This is a genomic window from Microvirga aerophila (assembly GCF_003332305.1).
Taxonomy (GTDB): Bacteria; Pseudomonadota; Alphaproteobacteria; order Rhizobiales; family Beijerinckiaceae; genus Microvirga; species Microvirga aerophila.
On record NZ_QOIO01000007.1, the window covers coordinates 132,414 to 149,456 of the forward strand.

13 protein-coding genes are annotated in these 17,043 nt (G+C 62.8%); 8 read left to right on the forward strand and 5 right to left on the reverse strand.

Annotation, left to right across the window (positions count from 1 at the left end):
• Positions 1 to 4: 4 nt before the first annotated feature.
• Positions 5 to 1,555: a S10 family peptidase gene (locus DRB19_RS05660; protein ID WP_114185060.1), complete on the forward strand. Its 1,551-nt coding sequence runs from the start codon at positions 5 to 7 to the stop codon at positions 1,553 to 1,555.
• Between the two features lie 5 nt (positions 1,556 to 1,560).
• Positions 1,561 to 1,941, forward strand: coding sequence for a hypothetical protein (locus tag DRB19_RS05665; RefSeq protein WP_114185084.1), 381 nt, complete (start codon positions 1,561 to 1,563; stop codon positions 1,939 to 1,941).
• A gap of 68 nt (positions 1,942 to 2,009) precedes the next feature.
• On the opposite strand, the gene DRB19_RS05670 is transcribed toward DRB19_RS05665, so the two are convergent.
• Complete coding sequence (locus tag DRB19_RS05670) at positions 2,010 to 2,867, reverse strand: lectin-like protein (RefSeq protein ID WP_114185061.1); 858 nt, start codon at positions 2,865 to 2,867, stop codon at positions 2,010 to 2,012.
• Positions 2,868 to 3,030: 163 nt separating this feature from the next.
• Complete coding sequence (locus DRB19_RS05675; RefSeq protein ID WP_114185062.1) at positions 3,031 to 4,911, reverse strand: ABC-F family ATP-binding cassette domain-containing protein; 1,881 nt, start codon at positions 4,909 to 4,911, stop codon at positions 3,031 to 3,033.
• A gap of 389 nt (positions 4,912 to 5,300) precedes the next feature.
• On the opposite strand from DRB19_RS05675, the gene DRB19_RS05680 reads away from it, so the two are divergent.
• On the forward strand, positions 5,301 to 5,987 hold the full coding sequence (locus DRB19_RS05680; protein ID WP_114185063.1) for a Crp/Fnr family transcriptional regulator: 687 nt from the start codon (positions 5,301 to 5,303) through the stop codon (positions 5,985 to 5,987).
• A 2-nt stretch (positions 5,988 to 5,989) separates the two neighbouring features.
• Here DRB19_RS05680 and DRB19_RS05685 read toward each other — a convergent pair whose 3' ends face one another.
• Entirely contained in the window at positions 5,990 to 6,655 is a 666-nt protein-coding gene (locus tag DRB19_RS05685) for a TetR/AcrR family transcriptional regulator (RefSeq protein WP_114185064.1), read from the reverse strand.
• A 139-nt stretch (positions 6,656 to 6,794) separates the two neighbouring features.
• On the opposite strand from DRB19_RS05685, the gene DRB19_RS05690 reads away from it, so the two are divergent.
• A complete protein-coding gene (locus DRB19_RS05690; protein WP_114185065.1) occupies positions 6,795 to 7,988 on the forward strand; it encodes an HlyD family secretion protein in 1,194 nt (397 codons plus the stop codon).
• A gap of 15 nt (positions 7,989 to 8,003) precedes the next feature.
• A complete protein-coding gene (locus DRB19_RS05695) occupies positions 8,004 to 9,602 on the forward strand; it encodes a DHA2 family efflux MFS transporter permease subunit (RefSeq protein WP_114185066.1) in 1,599 nt (532 codons plus the stop codon).
• Between the two features lie 79 nt (positions 9,603 to 9,681).
• Here DRB19_RS05695 and DRB19_RS05700 read toward each other — a convergent pair whose 3' ends face one another.
• Positions 9,682 to 11,766 (reverse strand): hybrid sensor histidine kinase/response regulator, encoded by a 2,085-nt coding sequence (locus DRB19_RS05700; RefSeq protein ID WP_162815596.1) that lies wholly within the window; start codon positions 11,764 to 11,766, stop codon positions 9,682 to 9,684.
• A gap of 333 nt (positions 11,767 to 12,099) precedes the next feature.
• Here DRB19_RS05700 and DRB19_RS05705 point away from each other — a divergent pair, with 333 nt between their 5' ends.
• Genes DRB19_RS05705 through DRB19_RS05715 form a run of 3 tightly spaced genes read left to right on the forward strand, consistent with a single transcriptional unit; the run spans position 12,100 to position 14,975 of the window.
• On the forward strand, positions 12,100 to 13,266 hold the full coding sequence (locus DRB19_RS05705) for an ABC transporter ATP-binding protein (protein WP_114185068.1): 1,167 nt from the start codon (positions 12,100 to 12,102) through the stop codon (positions 13,264 to 13,266).
• A gap of 3 nt (positions 13,267 to 13,269) precedes the next feature.
• A complete protein-coding gene (locus tag DRB19_RS05710; protein WP_114185069.1) occupies positions 13,270 to 14,175 on the forward strand; it encodes an ABC transporter permease in 906 nt (301 codons plus the stop codon).
• A complete protein-coding gene (locus DRB19_RS05715; protein WP_114185070.1) occupies positions 14,172 to 14,975 on the forward strand; it encodes an ABC transporter permease in 804 nt (267 codons plus the stop codon). Before DRB19_RS05710 ends, DRB19_RS05715 begins: the two co-directional genes overlap by 4 nt.
• On the opposite strand, the gene DRB19_RS05720 is transcribed toward DRB19_RS05715, so the two are convergent.
• Positions 14,969 to 16,774 carry an AsmA family protein gene (locus DRB19_RS05720; RefSeq protein WP_162815597.1) on the reverse strand — a complete coding sequence of 602 codons (1,806 nt, stop codon included), beginning with the start codon at positions 16,772 to 16,774 and terminating at the stop codon, positions 14,969 to 14,971. The genes DRB19_RS05715 and DRB19_RS05720 overlap by 7 nt on opposite strands.
• Positions 16,775 to 17,043 lie beyond the last annotated feature (269 nt).

Sequence of the window (17,043 nt, forward strand, 5' to 3'; positions counted from 1 at the left end):
CACTATGATCCGGATCTCGCGTCTGTCTCTGCTCGCCGCACTGTGCCTATCCGTCACGATGCCCATTGGAGCGCAAGCTCAGGAGGCGAGGGGACGGGAGCAGGCAGCCGAGCGGCAGGAGCCGCGCCGTCCCTCTGAGCCGCAGCGCCTGCCGGCTGAATCCGTTACCCGTCACACCATTGAGCTCCCCGGCCGCACGATTCGCCTAACCGCGACTGCCGGAGCCCTGACCCTGACCGATCCTCAGGGAGCGCCGCAGGCCGAGATCGGATTCACGGCCTATGTCCGGGACGACACCGAAGCGGCCACGAGGCCTGTCACCTTTGCGGTGAATGGAGGGCCCGGAGCCTCCTCGGCCTATCTCAACCTTCTCGCCATCGGACCCTGGCGGCTCCCGCTGGATGGACCGGCCATTAGCCCGTCGGCTCCGCCGAACCTGGTCCCGAATGCCGAAACATGGCTCGATTTCACGGATCTGATTTTCATCGATCCTCCAGGAACGGGCTATAGCCGCGTCCTGGGCGGCGATCAGGTGCGGGAGCGCTTCTATTCGGTCCAGGGTGACATTGACGGTCTTGCGGCCGTCATCATGCGCTGGCTCAAGGAGAAGGATCGCCTTCGGTCCCCGAAGTTCTTCGCGGGCGAGAGCTATGGCGGGTTCCGGGGGCCGCTGCTGGCGCAGAAGCTTCAAAGCGATCAGGGCATCGGCTTCAGCGGGCTGGTTCTCGTCTCGCCGGTTCTGGATTTCGCCTGGATCGAGCATGACGCCAGCGAAGCCCTGGCCAATTCGGCGCGGCTTCCATCGCTTGCCGCCGCCGCCTTGGCCCGCAAGGGCCCGGTCACCCGGGAAGCGCTGCGCGACGTCGAGCGCTATGCATCGGGCGAGTATCTCGTCGATCTGATCAGAGGGCCACGGGACAGGGAGGCGGTGGAGCGGGTCAGCCGGCGAGTGGCCGAGCTGACAGGGCTCGATCCCCAGCTTACGCGACGTCTCGCCGGGCGCATCGACATGCGCACGGTGCAGAAGGAACTGCGACGCGACGAACAGCAGATCGTCAGCGCCTACGACACGGACGTGGCGACCGCCGATCCCAACCCGAATTCCAATACCGGTCGGTTCGAAGATTCGGTGCTCGACGCTATGACGGCGCCTCTCACCAGCGCCGTCATTCATCACCTGACCACGACGCTGAACTATAAGACGGAGGGGCGATACAATCTCCTCAACGGATCAGTGAACGGGGCGTGGCGCTGGGGCAACGGCCGACAGGCCCCGGAGAACCTGGAGGAGTTGCGGCAGGCCATGGCTCTCGACGGGAATCTGCAGGTTCTCGTCGTCCATGGTTTTACCGATCTGGTGACGCCCTATTACGCGTCTCAGCTTCTGATCGACCAGATGCCTGAGATCGGTCCCCAGCAGCGTTTGGCGCTCAAGGTTTACGAGGGCGGCCACATGTTCTATTCGCGCCAGGGATCGCGCCAGGCTTTCCGGGCCGACGCGCAGCGGCTCTATGAGGATGCCCTGCGGGCGCGGGCGACGGATAACAAGGATTGAACAGCATGCGTTTAGACGTCGTATCGGCTCTGGCTCTCGTGACGCTCGGACTGGCGGCCTGCAACAGCGGCCAGTCGGAAGCTCCGGTCGTCGCAACGGCTCCTCCCGTTGCGAGGCCGGCCGCACCCACGGGCCCGGTCATCGACGGCCCCACGCTCGGGCCGGACGGACGCTGCACGGTCACCGGCTTCGGCACCGCGACAACCATCGAGCCCGGCATCAGCGAGTGCGACCTCGTGCGCCTCAAAGGCAAGGCTGCCACGGACGTGCTGGTGGGCGAGAGCGGCAAGGGCCAGCGCGAGGTTCAGGTGCTCTATTCGGAGCCCGGCGGACGCGAGCTGTATTTTTTCGTCAACAACCGGCTCGACCGGATTGTGAGGCCTTAATCCCTTTTGTCGATGATTCTCTTCGGACTTGAAGAAAGGGCTGGCCGATGAGCCAGCCCTTGCGGTTTTTAGATCACGAGAAAGTCCGCGCCTGTCATCTTGAGGTTCTTGCTCAGGGTTGCGAACTGGATCTGGGCTTCAGCTCCGTCGCCGTCCGCGTCATAGAACAGAGCCCCTTTCTTACTGTCGTAGATGATCCGATCATCCGCATCGTGAGCGCCGGAGCCGGTGTGGAATGAGTCGACTGACAATTTCCCAGGCGCTAAAGACTTAAAGACCGCATCGTCCAGGCGAATAGTATCGTCCTTCACGTTGAAGTCCGTGACCTTGTCGAGGTTGGATTTTCTGCTCAGCTTCGTATTAAAAACGAAGGCGTCCTTCCCCTTGCCACCGGTCAAGATGTCGTTGCCGCCCAACCCCATAAGGGTATCGGCTTTGGTTGTGCCGATAATCTTGTCGGTGCCGCTGCCGCCAGCAATGCCGTCATATTCGATGAGGGAAAAGAGGCCGTTCGTGACGTCGACATCGTTCCATTCGCCGGCTTGCCCGAGGTTCCCTTTCGACTTGGGCCATGCCTCGAGCCCGATCGCCGCCCCATCCTGATCTTGGTAGTCGTCAGGTTCTGCACGGCCCCATTTGCTATATTTCAGCGAGCTGCCATCGGCCCAGTGCCACTGACCCTCTTCGGCAAAATCTGAGGCCCCAATCCAAACGTATTCTGCCCCTCCGCCGTCCGGTGCGATGTAGTGCTTGGACCAGCTCGCAGATTCCTTCATGAGAAAATTGAAAACAGCCGAATTCTCTCGTGCTGAGTCGATCTTTACGAGATGACCACCCTTGGCCTCGGCATTCGCTTCGGCGCTGAACCAGTCCAAAGCCTTAGTGACGACAAGATACGTGTGCCCACCGAAGTTGAGCTTTGCCATTTAAACCCCCAGTTTACCTATAGTAAGGCCGTGCTTACATACTGGGCTCGGGGCTTAGCAATGGGCTTCATGTGCGGATTGCGAGTTTGCAACATGAATGTTTTTTGCGGCTTGCCTCTGATGCTGAGGTTTTGTCACTGACCCGGGTGTGGAGCTGGGGCCACTAAGCTGTTGCCGTCTCGATCTCCTCGCTGAGCGCCAGCCATTCCTCCTCGACGGAGGCAAGCGTTTCGGCGGCTTCGGACCGCATTTTCGCCAATTCGGTAGCTTTAGCCGGGTCCTTCTGGAAAGCGGTTCCGTCGGCAAGCGCCGCATCCACCTTGCCGATCACGTCTGTGAGCTTCGCCATGCGGGCCTCAAGGCCTTCCAGCTTCTTGCGCAGGGGGGCGAGCGCGACCCGGCGTTCCGCTGCCGCCCGGCGCTCATCGGTCCGGGACGGGGAGGAGGGGCCTTGCGGTTTGTCGGAGCGCCGCTGCGGCTCAAGCTCTCCGGACAGGACGAGTTGGCGGTAATCGTCCATGTCCCCGTCGAAGGGCTTCACGGTGCTGCCGCCGACGACCCAGAGACGGTCGGCGCAGGCTTCGATGAGGAAGCGGTCGTGGCTCACGAGGATCACCGCGCCCGTATAGTCGTTGATCGCCTCCATCAGCGCGGTGCGGCTGTCGATGTCCAGGTGGTTGGTGGGCTCGTCGAGGATGAGCAGGTTGGGGCCGTTGAAGGCAGCCAGTCCCATGAGAAGCCGCGCCTTCTCGCCACCCGACAGGGACGAGACGGGCGTATCCGCCTTCGCGCCCGCAAAGCCGAACCGGGCCGCTCGTGCACGGACCTTCGCCACCGGGGTATCGGGCATCCGCGCCGCGACATGCTCATAGGCGGTGGCGCTCGGGTTGAGCTCGTCCACCTGATGCTGAGCGAAATAGGCCACGTCCATCTTGCCCGGCCTGCGGACGTCGCCCTTCAGCGGGGCAAGACGTCCGCCAAGGAGCTTGCAGAAGGTCGATTTGCCGTTGCCGTTCGCCCCGAGGAGCGCAATCCGATCATCCGGCTGAATCGTCAGGTTCAGCCGGTCGAGGACGACCCTGTCTCCGTAGCCGACGGCCGCGCTCTCGACCGCAATCAACGGTGGCGCAAGCGGTCGCTCCGGTCCCGGCAGGTCGAAGGGCAGGACATCATCCTCGACGATGGTGGCGATGGGCTCCAGCTTCGCCAGCCGCTTGACCCGGGACTGCGCCTGACGGGCCTTCGAGGCTTTGGCCTTGAAGCGGTCAACGAAAGCCTGGAGGTGTTTTCGCTCCGCCTCCTGCTTGGCCTGCATCTTGGCCGTCAGCTCGCGCTTCTCCGCATACTGCTTGGCAAACGACGTGTAGCCCCCGCGATAGATCGTGAGCTTTCCTCGGTCGAGATGCAGGATGTGGTTGACGCAGGTGTCGAGCAGTTCCCTGTCGTGGCTGATGACCAGCACCGTGTGGGGGTAGCGGTCGAGGTACTCGTAGAGCCAGAGCGTGCCTTCGAGGTCGAGGTAGTTGGTCGGCTCGTCGAGAAGCAGAAGATCGGGTTCGGCGAAGAGCACCGCCGCCAGGGCCACGCGCATTCGCCAACCGCCGGAGAACGATGAGCAGGGCCGGTTCTGCGCCTCTGCGTCGAAGCCGAGGCCGTGCAGGATGGCGGCCGCTCGCGCCGGAGCGGAATGCGCGCCGATATCGGTCAGGCGCGTCTCGATCTCGGCCCGGCGAAAGCCATCGGCGGTCTCGGCTTCCGCCAACAGCGCTGCCCGCTCCTTGTCAGCTGCCAGCACGACCTCGACCAGGGTCTCCGGACCGCCGGGCGCTTCCTGGGCGACCGCGCCGATCCGCATGCCGCGGGGCAGGGCAATGTCGCCTGTTTCCGGCGAAACCTCGCCCTGGATGATCCGGAAGAGGGTTGTCTTGCCGGCGCCGTTGCGCCCGACGAGACCGACTTTGCTGCCTGTCGGCAGGGCGAAAGTGGCCCGATCGAGAATGATCCGGTCTGCGATGCGATAGGTCAGGTCGTTGACGTGAAGCATGGTGCCTTTTGGCTTCTGAGGCGGTCCCTGGCAAGAAGGATGTTCGTCTCTCGCGGGGCATGCGTGGATGACGCAGATCCCCAGGTCCCGGTGACCTGCGAGCATGTCGAACCCTGCGGTTCGATGAATGGGCGCTCCCAGCCGTGACGCATTTGTCATCCCAACTGATCGTGACAGTCTGAGGATCGGCTTGTGGTTGGGCACGCGAGGTGAGGCCCGATTAGCCCCGGCCCGCAGGGATCGTAAAAATCCATCCTTTATTCCCCGCATGAAGGTGGGGCTCGAGATTGGTTCCTGCTTCCCTTTTACAGGGGAGTGGGCGACAATTTGCAGCAAGCTTGACCGTAAATGTAATAATGTTATATTAAGACGGCAGTGGGAGAATGAAAATGTCGCGACTGTCCGGCGTTTTGCTCTTCAAGGGGCTGCCGATCGATCTGGCTCCCTACGAGGCCCGATCGAAATGGCGGCGCTTCGATCCGGAAGAGATCCTGGTCGATTTCGACGAACTCTCGACCGACGTCTATTTCCTCCTGGCTGGTGATGTGCGCGTTCTCATGCGCACGGCGGCCGGCAAGGAGGTCATCCTCGACGAGATGCGTCCCGGCGAGCTTTTCGGCGAGCTTGCCGCCATGGACGGGATCAAGCGCTCGGCCAACGTGACCGCGCTCACGCGGGGCGAAACCTGCGTCATGCCGGCTTCCGTGTTCCGCGAGATCGTCTTTTCCTATCGCGACGTGGCCGACCGGCTGTTCTGCCTCATGTCGTCACGCATCCGCGAACTCAATGCCCGCTTCATGGAGCAGACGGTCCTCGACCTGCGGCACCGGCTCTACTCGGAGCTGCTGCGGCTCTCCAGCCCGCGCGGCGAGAGAATCGGCGAACGGGTCATTACGCCTCCACCCTTCCATCACATCATGGCGGCGCGCATCGGCTGCCGACGCGAGCAGGTGACCCGGGAATTCACCATGATGTCTCAGGAGGGCCTGATCGAGCGCACGAGAGGAGCCCTCATTCTGCGTCAGCCCGACATCCTTCAGGCCCGCGTAGCGGAAGCCATGCGCGAGGAAGCCTGAGCTCAGCGCCCGTCCGCCGGCCCATAGGCCGCGAAGAAGACCCGGATGGCGTTCTCCACCGTGCGGGTGATCTGCTCCTTCGTGGGCGGCTCGCCAACCGCAAAGAGCAGACGCCGCACCAAGGCCGATCCGCACAGGTCGAGAAAATGCTGGGCCGCCACCTCCGTGTCGGAGATGGTCAGGCGGCCGGCTTTCGTTTGGGCGTCCAGATAGGCCTTGAGCCGGGCAATGCCCTGGCACGGTCCGGCCTCGTAGAAGGCCTGGCCCAGGCGCGGGAATTTCTCCGCCGCGCCGATGACCATCCTGACCGAGGAGATGTGCTCCGGCGTGCCCATGCGGGCCAGATAGGTATGGCCGAGCCTGGTCAACGCGGCGCGCACGTCCGGATCATCCGGGTCGAGCTTGAAGAGCACCTCCGCCAGACCGCGTTTCTCCTCGATCGTCAGAGCCTCGAACAGCTTTTCCTTACTGTCGAAATAGACATAGAGGGTGCCCTTCGAGACGCCTGCGACCTTAGCGATCTCGCCCATGCTTGCGCCATCGAAGCCGTGTGCGAGGAACACCTGCCGGGCGCCATTCAGAATTTGCCCGCGCTTGGTGCAGTCGGCACACCCTTCCGTCGAGGAGGCCGAGGTCTGCGTGCGAGCGATATCAGCTATGTCGCTCATGTGCGTTTCGTCACCTTTCAGTCATTGACCGAACCGTTCAGTCAACTCATATAGGCTACATAGTGATCATAGAGCAACGCGGCAAGGAAGCGACTGAACTTTGCAGTCGGACACTTCATCACGCGGGCAGAGGGTGCAGATGGCTTACCGGGAAGAGTTCAGTCGAGGCAGCGGCGACGGGGCTGCGCCTGTCCTGGAAAACAACACGCCGGATCCGACCGTGGAGCAGCCAGCCGTGGATGCTCGGCAGGCTGCGGAGCCCAACGCCAATAGAAAGATCGGCAAGAAGCCGATCATTCTGGCCGTTCTTGCGGCCGCGCTGGGCTTCGGCGGTTATGAGGGCCACCAGTGGTGGACGAATGGCCGCTTCATGGTGTCGACCGACGACGCCTATGTTCAAGCGGACATCACGGTTCTTTCCGCCAAGGTGTCCGGCTACGTGACGTCTCTTGCGGTATCCAACAACCAGAGCGTCAAAGCCGGCGACCTGATCGCCAAGATCGACGACGGCGATTATCGCTTCGCTCTGCAGTCCGCCAAGGACAAGCTCGCCACCCAATCGAGCACCGTGGCGCGCATTGGCCGCCAGATTGAAGCTGGCAAGGCGTCGGCCGCCCAGGCCGAGGCTCAGGTCGCCGCCGCGCGGGCGGATGCCGAGCGCGCCGAGGCCGACTACAACCGCCAGCTTCAACTCTCCCGTTCGGACTATACCAGCAAGGCCACGCTCGAGAACGCCAAGGCAGCGCGGGACCGCGCCGACGCGAACGTAAGAAGCGCCCAGGCGGCCCAGGCGGCCGCGGCGGCGAATGTGGAGGTTCTGTCGGCCCAGCGGACGGAGGCCCAGCGCGTGGTGGCCGAGCTTCAGACGACCGTCGAGAAGGCGGAGCGTGATCTCTCGTTTACGGAGATCCGGGCGCCCTTCGACGGCGTGATCGGCAACAAGGCGGCCGAGGTCGGCACCTTCGTCCAGCCCGGTGCCCGTCTTGCGGCCCTCGTCCCGCTCACCAGCGTGCATGTGGACGCCAACTTCAAGGAAACCCAGCTCGCTTCCCTGAAGCCCGGACAGCAGGTTCATATCGAGGTGGATGCCTTCCCGGATACCGACATCGTCGGAACCGTGGAGAGCGTCGCACCAGCCTCGGGCGCGGTCTTCAGCCTGCTGCCGCCCGAGAATGCCACCGGCAATTTCACCAAGATCGTCCAGCGTGTTCCCGTGCGGGTCACCGTCAGCGAGGAGATCGCCCAGAAGGGGCTTCTGCGTCCCGGCCTGTCGGTGGTGGTCAGCGTGGACACGCGCACCGAGGCCGCACCAGCAAAGACGGCCCAGCGCTAAAAGGTTTAAAGCATCATGGCCGCTTCAGCCGCCATCACGAGCAAGCCTGCAGGCTCTGCGCCCGCAGCGGCGTCCGCGCCGCTCGACCGGCGCAGGACGTTCGCGTTCTTCTGCATGGTCTTCGGCATGTTCATGGCGATCCTGGACATCCAGATCGTCTCGGCGTCGCTCGCCGAAATTCAGGCCGGCCTTTCGGCATCGTCGGACGAAATCTCATGGGTGCAGACGAGTTACCTGATCGCCGAAGTGATCATGATCCCGCTGTCCGGGACGCTCTCGCGCGTGCTCTCCACGCGCTGGATGTTCGTGATTGCTTCAGGCGGCTTCACGCTCATGAGCTTCATGTGCGCCACATCGACCTCCATCGAGGAAATGATCGTCTGGCGCGCGCTCCAGGGCTTCATCGGCGGCGGCATGATCCCGACAGTCTTCGCCTCAGCCTTCACGATCTTCCCGCCGGAGAAGCGCCCCGTCATCTCGCCGATCATCGGCCTCGTGGCGACGCTAGCGCCCACTGTCGGCCCCACCATCGGTGGCTATCTGACCGACCTGTTCTCCTGGCACTGGCTGTTCCTCGTGAACATCGTGCCCGGCATCTTCGTGACGATCTCGACCTATCTGCTGGTCGATTTCGACGAGCCTGACTGGAGCCTGTTCAAAACCTTCGACTGGGCGGGCCTCGGCTTCATGGCGGTGTTCCTCGGCAGCCTTGAGTTCGTCCTGGAGGAGGGGCCGATCAACGATTGGTTCCAGGACGAACTCGTCCTGATCCTGACGGTGACGTGCGTTGCCACCGCCATCGGGTTCTTCTACCGCGTCCTGACCGCCAAGTACCCGATCGTGGATCTGCGGGCATTTTCCGACCGCAACTTCATGGCGGGCTCGGCCTTCAGTTTCGTCATGGGCATCGGCCTCTACGGCCTGACCTATCTCTACCCGGTTTATCTCGGACGCGTGCGCGGCTACTCGTCCCTACAGATCGGCGAGACCATGTTCGTGTCAGGCGCGTGCATGTTCCTGATGGCGCCTGTGGCCGGCATCCTGTCGCGCAAGCTCGATCCCCGCGTCATGATGGCGATTGGCTTCGCGTCCTTCGCGTTCGGCACATGGCTGATTACGGGACTGACCAAGGACTGGGACTTCTGGGAGCTGTTCGTGCCCCAGATCTTCCGCGGCGTCGGGCTGATGATCTGCATGGTGCCGATCAACAACATCGCGCTGGGCACCTTGCCGCCGGAGCGGATCAAGAACGCATCGGGCCTCTATAACCTGACCCGGAATCTCGGTGGCGCGGTGGGACTGGCGCTCATCAACACGATCCTAAACGACCGTACGGATCTCCATCTCCAGCGGCTGCGGGAGAGCGTGAACTGGGCCCGCTCGTCGGCGGTCGAAACCCTCAACACGATGACTATGGGCTTCCAGAGCCTCGGCTCCGATGCCGGTCAGGCAGCCCTTAAGACCATCTCCAACATGGTCCGACGAGAGGCTCTGGTCATGTCCTTCGCCGACGTGTTCCTGTTGTTGACGTTCCTGTTCCTGGCGCTGATCCTGGCACTGCCGTTCATCCGCAAGCCGCGCGCTGCTCCGGCCGGAGGGGGCGGGGGGCACTAGTGCAATGATCCCAAAAGTGGTTTCCACCTTTGGGGTCCACCCTATGCCCAACTTTGGAAGCGGCACACCCGACGACACGCTAGTGAGAGCTCGATCCTCGATTGACCCCGGCCTCGACGGAGGTCGCTTGCATCGCCTTCTGGATGCTGCTGCGCAGCGCAGAGATGTCGTAGGGTTTGCGCAGGATCGGGAAGCCTTCGTCCATGGCCGTTTGAGTGACATTGCTGTAGCCCGTGGTCAGAAGGATGGGCAGGCCGGCATCTTGTTCTTTGATGGACCGGGCCAGATCAACGCCGTTCAGAAGCCCCGGCATGACGATATCGCTGAACACGAGATCGAACCGACTGCCTTTGCCCAGGAGCGCGAGAGCCGCGTGAGGATCGGCCGCATGAGTGACCCGATAGCCGAGTTCCTCCAGATTTGAATGAGTAACCTCGGCGATCTCCAGGTTGTCCTCCACGAAGAGAATGTGTCCGATTCCGTCACGACGCGGCATAGCGGCTTCGGACGCTGTTGCTTCGACCGCGCTCTCCTGCGTCCGGGGCAGGTAGAGGGTGATGACTGTGCCTCGCCCAGGTTCGCTGACAGCCGTTGCGGTCCCGCCCGATTGTCTTGCGAATCCGTATACTTGGCTCAATCCGAGACCGGTGCCCTTGCCGACTTCCTTGGTCGTGAAGAACGGTTCGAACACATGCGGCAGAAGATCCGCGGGTATTCCTTCGCCCGTGTCGCTCAGGCTCACGGCGACGAATTCGCCGCTGATGCCGATGATGCCTGGATCGGTCAGGTTGACGTTCTGAGCCGCGATCGTCAGCCGTCCGCCGTTTGGCATGGCGTCACGCGCATTGACGGCGATGTTGAGAACGGCAAGCTCGAGCTCGCTCAAATCTGCCTTGATGTTCCATAGGCCATCCGCGAGCTTCAGGTCGATGGCAATATCTCCACGCAGAGACGATCTGAGCATATCCTGCAGATCCGGCAGCCGATGGGACAGATCGACGGCGGTGGGCTCGTGGGTTTGCCGGCGGGAGAAGGAAAGGAGCTGGCGAGTCAGGCTCGCTCCGCGGGTTGCGGCATTCTCGATAGCGTCGAGCGACCGCTTCTGGCGGTCGCTGACCGGGTGCCGCCGCATGCGATCGACGTTGCCTTTCACCACCATCAGCAGGTTGTTGAAATCATGGGCTATGCCGCCCGTGAGTTGGCCAACCGTTTCCAGCCGTTGCGCCTGCTTGAGGGCGGCCTCGGCGATTTCCCGCCGGTCGACCTCCATATAAAAGCCGCGGGTGCGCCGGAGGGCATAAAGACTGAGGCCAAAGAGGACAAAGGTGGCCGGGATGCCGAAGGCGAGATGCCCTCTCATGCTCGACCACCACGCACGCCAGATCGCCCCCGTCTCGACCCCGACCTGGACATAGACCGGATAGCCCAGAATCCGGCGATAGCCGATGCGGCGCTCGATGCCGTCGATCTGCGAGACGCTGGTAAAAACCCCCGCCTCAGGCTGGCTCCGAATGGCCTGTGCGAAGCTGCTTTGGGCATTCAGGCGAAGCGGTTCGCTACCGCGTGACGGGTAGCGCGCCAGAAAACTGCCGTCGGCACGGACAAGCCTGAATGAATCCGCGATGCCTCGCGAGATCCTGGCGTAGAAGTCTCGGAAGTGCTCCGGCAGGACCGAGATGGCTATCACCCCGTTGAACGCGCCATCTGGGCTCAACCGACGTTGGCTGACGACGAAAAACCGAGTGTTGCCGATCCGCGCCGTAATCGGCTCCCCGATATAGGTTTGTCCTGCGCTTTCCTTTTGGACGCGGAAGTAGTCGCGGTCAGAGTTGTTGAGCTGGCGCGGAACGGGAAAAATCGTGCTGGAGACGAGGGGATGGCCATCCCGGTCGAATGCCCAAATCGCCTCCACCTGCGGAAGAGCATTTTGGGTCTGCTTGAGGCGGCGCTGGAAGCGCGCCTCCTCGGCACGGATCCCCTCGTCGGAGACACCATGAAACACTTCGTTCACTTCGGCGATGGTGCGTTCGATGGTCTGGAACGCCTTGAGCGTATGCTCCTGGAGAACATCCAGCGCCCGGTCGATCCGTTCTTTGGACTGAGTATAGATGAGGTGGTAGTTGGTCCAAGCGGTGTAGGCGAAGAAAAGAGCCGGCCCGACCAAACTTGTGACAACCAGTACCTGGAGAGGCAGAAAGAAGTTTTTGCCTCTTGGCTTTGCACGCGGCACGAGTGAAGCCCTTTTACGCTGACGGGATGCTTCGCCAGTCTGGACGACAAGCTGAAGCTTGGCGGGAGAAAACTCAACCGTGCCTAACGGACGAAATGCAGATTAGTTCCTGCCAGGCGCGCGAGCGTCGATCGCAGGTCCGTTTGCACGATACCTTACCGTTAGGGAACTGCCTGAGATGTTTAGGTTTTAGACGGTTGTTCTCGGGGCGCGGACATCCTAGGTTGCCGCCTTCACTTCTCCGTACAGGTTGGAAGCACTAACATCTTGCCTCGCCCCCCGAAATTCGCCTCCGTAGGAGCCGTCCGCCGCTCCTTCGCCCCCTGGGCCGACCCTGACGCCAAGCCGCTCATCCGCTTCGAGAACGTCACCAAGCGCTTCGGGGATGCCATTGCGGTCAACGACCTGTCGCTGGACGTCTTCGAAGGCGAGTTCTTTTGCCTCCTCGGGCCCTCCGGTTGCGGGAAGACCACCCTCATGCGGATGCTGGCGGGCTTCGAGCATCCGAGCGAGGGCCGGATCACGCTCGCGGGACAAAGCCTGGCTGGGGTGCCGCCCTATCGCAGGCCCGTGAACATGATGTTCCAGTCCTACGCCCTGTTCCCGCACATGAGCGTCGAGAAGAACATTGCCTTCGGGCTTAAGCAGGACGGTCTGCCGAAGGATGAGATTGCGGCGCGGGTCGGCGAAATGTTGCGCCTGGTCCAGCTGGAGCGTCTCGCCAAACGCTATTCGAGCCAGCTTTCCGGCGGCCAGCGCCAACGGGTGGCGCTGGCGCGAGCACTGGCCAAGAAGCCCAAGGTGCTGCTCCTCGACGAGCCCCTCGGCGCCCTCGACAAGAAGCTGCGCGAGGAGACCCAGTTCGAGCTGATGGACATCCAGCACGAGCTCGGCATGACCTTTGTGGTCGTCACCCACGACCAGGAGGAGGCCATGACCATGGCCGATCGCATCGCGGTCATGGACCATGGTCGCATCGTTCAGGTGGCGACGCCGGGCGGGATCTATGAGCAGCCCAAGACCCGTTTCATTGCGGAATTCGTCGGCGACGTGAATATTCTGGAGGGCAACGTGCTCGGCCAGGAGAACGGCCTCTGGCACGTGCAGACCCCCTCCGCCGAGGCTCCTCTCACCATCGACGATCCGGACGAGGTGCTTCACTCCGGGCAGGCCGTCGCCATCGCCGTGCGCCCGGAAAAGATGGTGATTCAGCGAAACCCGCCAGGTCCTGGAGCCGTCAACGTGCTCACTGGCGAGGTGTGGGACATCGGCTATCTCGGTGACTGGACGGTCTATCGGGTTAAGCTCGCCTCGGGAGCCATCCTGCGGGTGACGCTGGCCAACAGGTCCCGGTTCGTGGAGAGCCCCATCGACTGGGATGACCAGGTTTATGTCACCTTCGCGCCGGATGCGGCCGTGATCTTGGCGGAATAAGTCATGACCCGGCGCCCCTTTGCGAGAAGGCTGACGGACGGCCTCGTGCCGGTCATCCCCTATCTCTGGCTCGGCATCTTCTTCCTGGTGCCGTTCCTGATTGTCCTCAAGATCAGCCTCTCGGACCCGGCCGTGGCCCAGCCGCCCTACAAGCCGGTCTTCGAGTTGAGCGACATCGTGAGCTTCTTCCAGGGCCTGGACCTGGAGAACTTCGAGGTTCTGGCAGGCGACGACCTCTATCTCAGCGCGACGCTCTCATCGGTGCGGATCGCGGCGCTCTCAACGGTCCTCCTGCTCCTCGTGGGCTTTCCCATCGCCTACGGGATTGCAAGGGCGCCGGCACGGCATAGGCCGCTGCTCGTCGCCCTCGTGATCCTGCCGTTCTGGACCAGCTTCCTAATCCGCATCTATGCCTGGATCGCGATCCTGAAGCCCGAGGGGCTGCTCAACCAGGCGCTTACCGAACTGGGTGTGATCACGGATCCCGTCCATATCCTGAACACCGAAACCGCGGTCTATATCGGTATCGTCTACGCGTATCTGCCGTTCATGGTGCTGCCGCTCTACGCGTCCCTCGAGAAGATGGACGATACGCTCCTCGAAGCAGCTCTCGATCTCGGATCGACCCCGTGGCGCGCGTTCTGGACGATCACGGTGCCGCTCTCAATGCCGGGGATTATCGCCGGCTCGCTACTGTGCTTCATCCCGGCTGTCGGCGAATTCGTCATTCCGGATCTGCTCGGCGGGTCCGAGACCTTGATGATCGGGCGTCAGCTCTGGAGCGAGTTCTTCTCCAACCGGGATTGGCCGTTGGCGTCCGCCGTCGCGATCCTGCTTCTTATCATTCTCGTTGCCCCCATCGTGGTCTATCGCGATGTGGAAGCCCGCCGGGTGGAGACGCAGCGATGACGCGCCGCCTGAGCCTCTTCAACGTGACGTCCCTGGTGATCGGCTTCGCGTTCCTGTACCTGCCGATCCTGCTGCTCGTGGTCTATTCCTTCAACGCGTCGCGCCTCGTGACGGTGTGGGGCGGATTCTCGACCCAATGGTATGGCGCGCTGTTTCGCAACGAGGCGCTGATGGAGGCGGCGTGGGTGACCTTGCGCATCGCACTCCTCTCCGCGAGCCTGGCCACCGTCCTCGGCACGCTCGCAGCCTTGGCGCTTACCCGCTACGGGCGCTTTACAGGCCGCACGCTGTTCACCGGCATGGTCTATGCGCCGATGGTCATGCCCGAGGTGATCACGGGTTTATCGCTGCTTTTGTTCTTCGTGGCCATCGGCCTCGACCGTGGGTTCTGGACCATCACGCTCGCCCATACCACGCTCACCATGTGTTTCGTCACAGTGGTGGTGCAGTCGCGCCTGATGACCTTCGACCGGTCCTTGGAGGAGGCCGCCATGGACCTCGGCGCGCCGCCTCTACGCACGTTCTTTTCCGTGACGCTGCCGCTGATTGCGCCGTCCATCGTGGCCGGGTTCCTGCTCGCCTTCACCCTGTCCTTGGACGATCTGGTGATTGCGAGCTTCAACACGGGCCCCGGAGCAACCACCCTGCCGATCCGGATCTACAGCCAGGTGCGCCTCGGCCTGTCGCCGGAGATCAATGCCGCTTCGACCATCCTCATCGGAATCGTCACGCTCGGTGTCGTCTCAGCCACTGTGCTGAGCAAGCGCTCGCTTCTGCGTTCGCAACGGAACGCTCACTGAGCGTTCACGATGGGCTGCAGAGAGGATTGCGGCAGGCGGTCGGGCCCGAAAAGGGGCTTTGCGGCTCCCGATCGCTGGATCAGCGATCGGGCATCCGGCGTCACGGTCACGTTGTCCCAGCCTCCGTTGACGTCGAACAGGATCGACGGGGAGGGGTTCTGAGCCGGGGCGGATACATCCGCCTTGAGGTTCAGGGTCCGGTCCACCAGGGAAACCTGACCCGCCAGGGTGGTGAGCAGGCTTGGCGAGGCCAGGCGGGCATCGGCAATCTCGCCCACTCCGTTTTTCACCAGAATCTGTGCCTGAGCCTGATCGAACGGTGTCCGTCCGCCTCTCCAGTTGAGGGAAGCCAGGAGCGGACGCTTCTCCAGCCTGCGAAGCGCATCGTCCAGGGCAAGGCCGATGAGTTCGCCTTCCTGGATGGTGATGGTCGAGCGCCCCTGGGCCCGGCGCATCATTTCGGCCGGGGTCTCGCCCGTTCCCTCCAGGAGAAACTGCCCCTGGGCTCGTCCGGTAATCCAACGGGCCTCTCCCATGAAGCCCAGGAAGGCCGCCATGTCCACCCCATCGAAGGTGCCCTGGCTCCTGAACTCGGCTACCCCTTCGCGGGTCGCGACGGACAGTCGGCCCTTGAGGGTGCCCTGATGCAGGTCTGCCCGCCCGATTGAGGCCTCGATCGAGCCTGGCCGCACGAGGACGCTGGCCGCCATGTTCTCGACGCGAACGCGGCCGAGATGGGCCGTTGTGGCGGAGAGGCGAAGGTCGAGATCCTTACCGGTGACCGGGTCGAGCTCGATCCCTTCCTCGCTCCAGGCGCCGGATGCGACACGGGCCTGGCTGAACGGTCTGAAGAAATTCGACAGATCCAAACTCTCAGCCGCCAGCGTGCCCGTGATGACGGGCCTCTCGCCATCTAGGCGAATGGCCATGGTTCCCTCGAGCTGGTCCGTTCCGAGGGTCACGGCGACCGACGGCCAGGTCACCCGGCGGCGATTGAGGGAGACGTCACCCTTGATCGATAGCGCCTGCACCAACGAGCCGAGCGGCAGCTTGATGCCGCTCCAGCGCGTGAAATTCCGGACCGAAGTGGCGTGGATCTGGCTATCGCCGGTAATCCGGGCGTCTCTGCCAAGTTGGGCCTCCCCAGTGAGGGCAAGCCAACCGGTCGGAGCCGACAGGACCAGCGAGACAGGGCTCAACTGCTCGGAGGCCAGGAGATCCGGACGGAAGGAAGCCTGTTCGATGGTGATCGTTTCCCCATGCCATGAAGCGGAGCCCGCAATGGACAGAGGAGTGCCCGGGCCGCTCCACTGAACGAGCGCATTCACCTTGTCCAGGCTCGCGTCATCGACGTCGACCATGGTCAGGGACGACGACGTCAGGATCAGGCGCGTGGCCGGGGAGGCCGCAGCGGGATCTACCAGCAGCTTGGCCCAGTCCTGGGAGCGGAAGGCCTCCTGGGAGGTCTCGATTCTGGTATCGCTGAGGGTGATTTCCTTCAGCTCGATCCGGCCGATGAACAGCGGCAGAAGGTGCAGCTCGCCCCTTAAGATACCGCCTTTCACCTTCGCGGTTTCACGGGGAAAGGCGAGATTCACGTCTTCGAACTTGACGCGCGGCGTCGGCAGGATCGCAAACGTGCTGCGGCCTCTCACTTCGAGATCGAGACCGTAATGGTATTTCAGGTGCTCTGCCACGCTGCGCGAGAGACCGCTGCCCGAAAGCGTCCAGGGAGCGGCAGCCGCCCCGAGGACGGCGAGCGCGATCAACGCGATGAGAAAGACGACGCGGCGGGACATGAAGCGAATCGAGACCTTAGAACGCGCCTTGCCGGCGGTGGTGGAGGTGGGCCTCGGAAGCAATCCGGCGCCACAGTTGGAGGATTCCATATATTCATACGAAGGGATTGTCTAAATTGAGGCTAGGTTGCAGGGTGACGGAAGACCGCGCCGAAGCGGTGCGACATCAGGGACGGCGTCAAGAGAGGGGTTAATGGACAAGGTTTACAAGGATGCAGGTTCGGCCATGGCCGGGCTCGTCAAGGACGGGATGACCATCATGGCCGGCG

Coding starts and splice junctions, on each gene's coding strand:
- DRB19_RS05680 (WP_114185063.1), top strand. CDS start 5,301: ATGTCGCGACTGTCCGGCGTTTTGCTCTTCAAGGGGCTGCCGATCGAT.
- DRB19_RS05715 (WP_114185070.1), top strand. CDS start 14,172: ATGACGCGCCGCCTGAGCCTCTTCAACGTGACGTCCCTGGTGATCGGC.
- DRB19_RS05695 (WP_114185066.1), top strand. CDS start 8,004: ATGGCCGCTTCAGCCGCCATCACGAGCAAGCCTGCAGGCTCTGCGCCC.
- DRB19_RS05675 (WP_114185062.1), bottom strand. CDS start 4,911: ATGCTTCACGTCAACGACCTGACCTATCGCATCGCAGACCGGATCATT.
- DRB19_RS05710 (WP_114185069.1), top strand. CDS start 13,270: ATGACCCGGCGCCCCTTTGCGAGAAGGCTGACGGACGGCCTCGTGCCG.
- DRB19_RS05670 (WP_114185061.1), bottom strand. CDS start 2,867: ATGGCAAAGCTCAACTTCGGTGGGCACACGTATCTTGTCGTCACTAAG.
- DRB19_RS05685 (WP_114185064.1), bottom strand. CDS start 6,655: ATGAGCGACATAGCTGATATCGCTCGCACGCAGACCTCGGCCTCCTCG.
- DRB19_RS05690 (WP_114185065.1), top strand. CDS start 6,795: ATGGCTTACCGGGAAGAGTTCAGTCGAGGCAGCGGCGACGGGGCTGCG.
- DRB19_RS05660 (WP_114185060.1), top strand. CDS start 5: ATGATCCGGATCTCGCGTCTGTCTCTGCTCGCCGCACTGTGCCTATCC.
- DRB19_RS05720 (WP_162815597.1), bottom strand. CDS start 16,774: ATGTCCCGCCGCGTCGTCTTTCTCATCGCGTTGATCGCGCTCGCCGTC.
- DRB19_RS05665 (WP_114185084.1), top strand. CDS start 1,561: ATGCGTTTAGACGTCGTATCGGCTCTGGCTCTCGTGACGCTCGGACTG.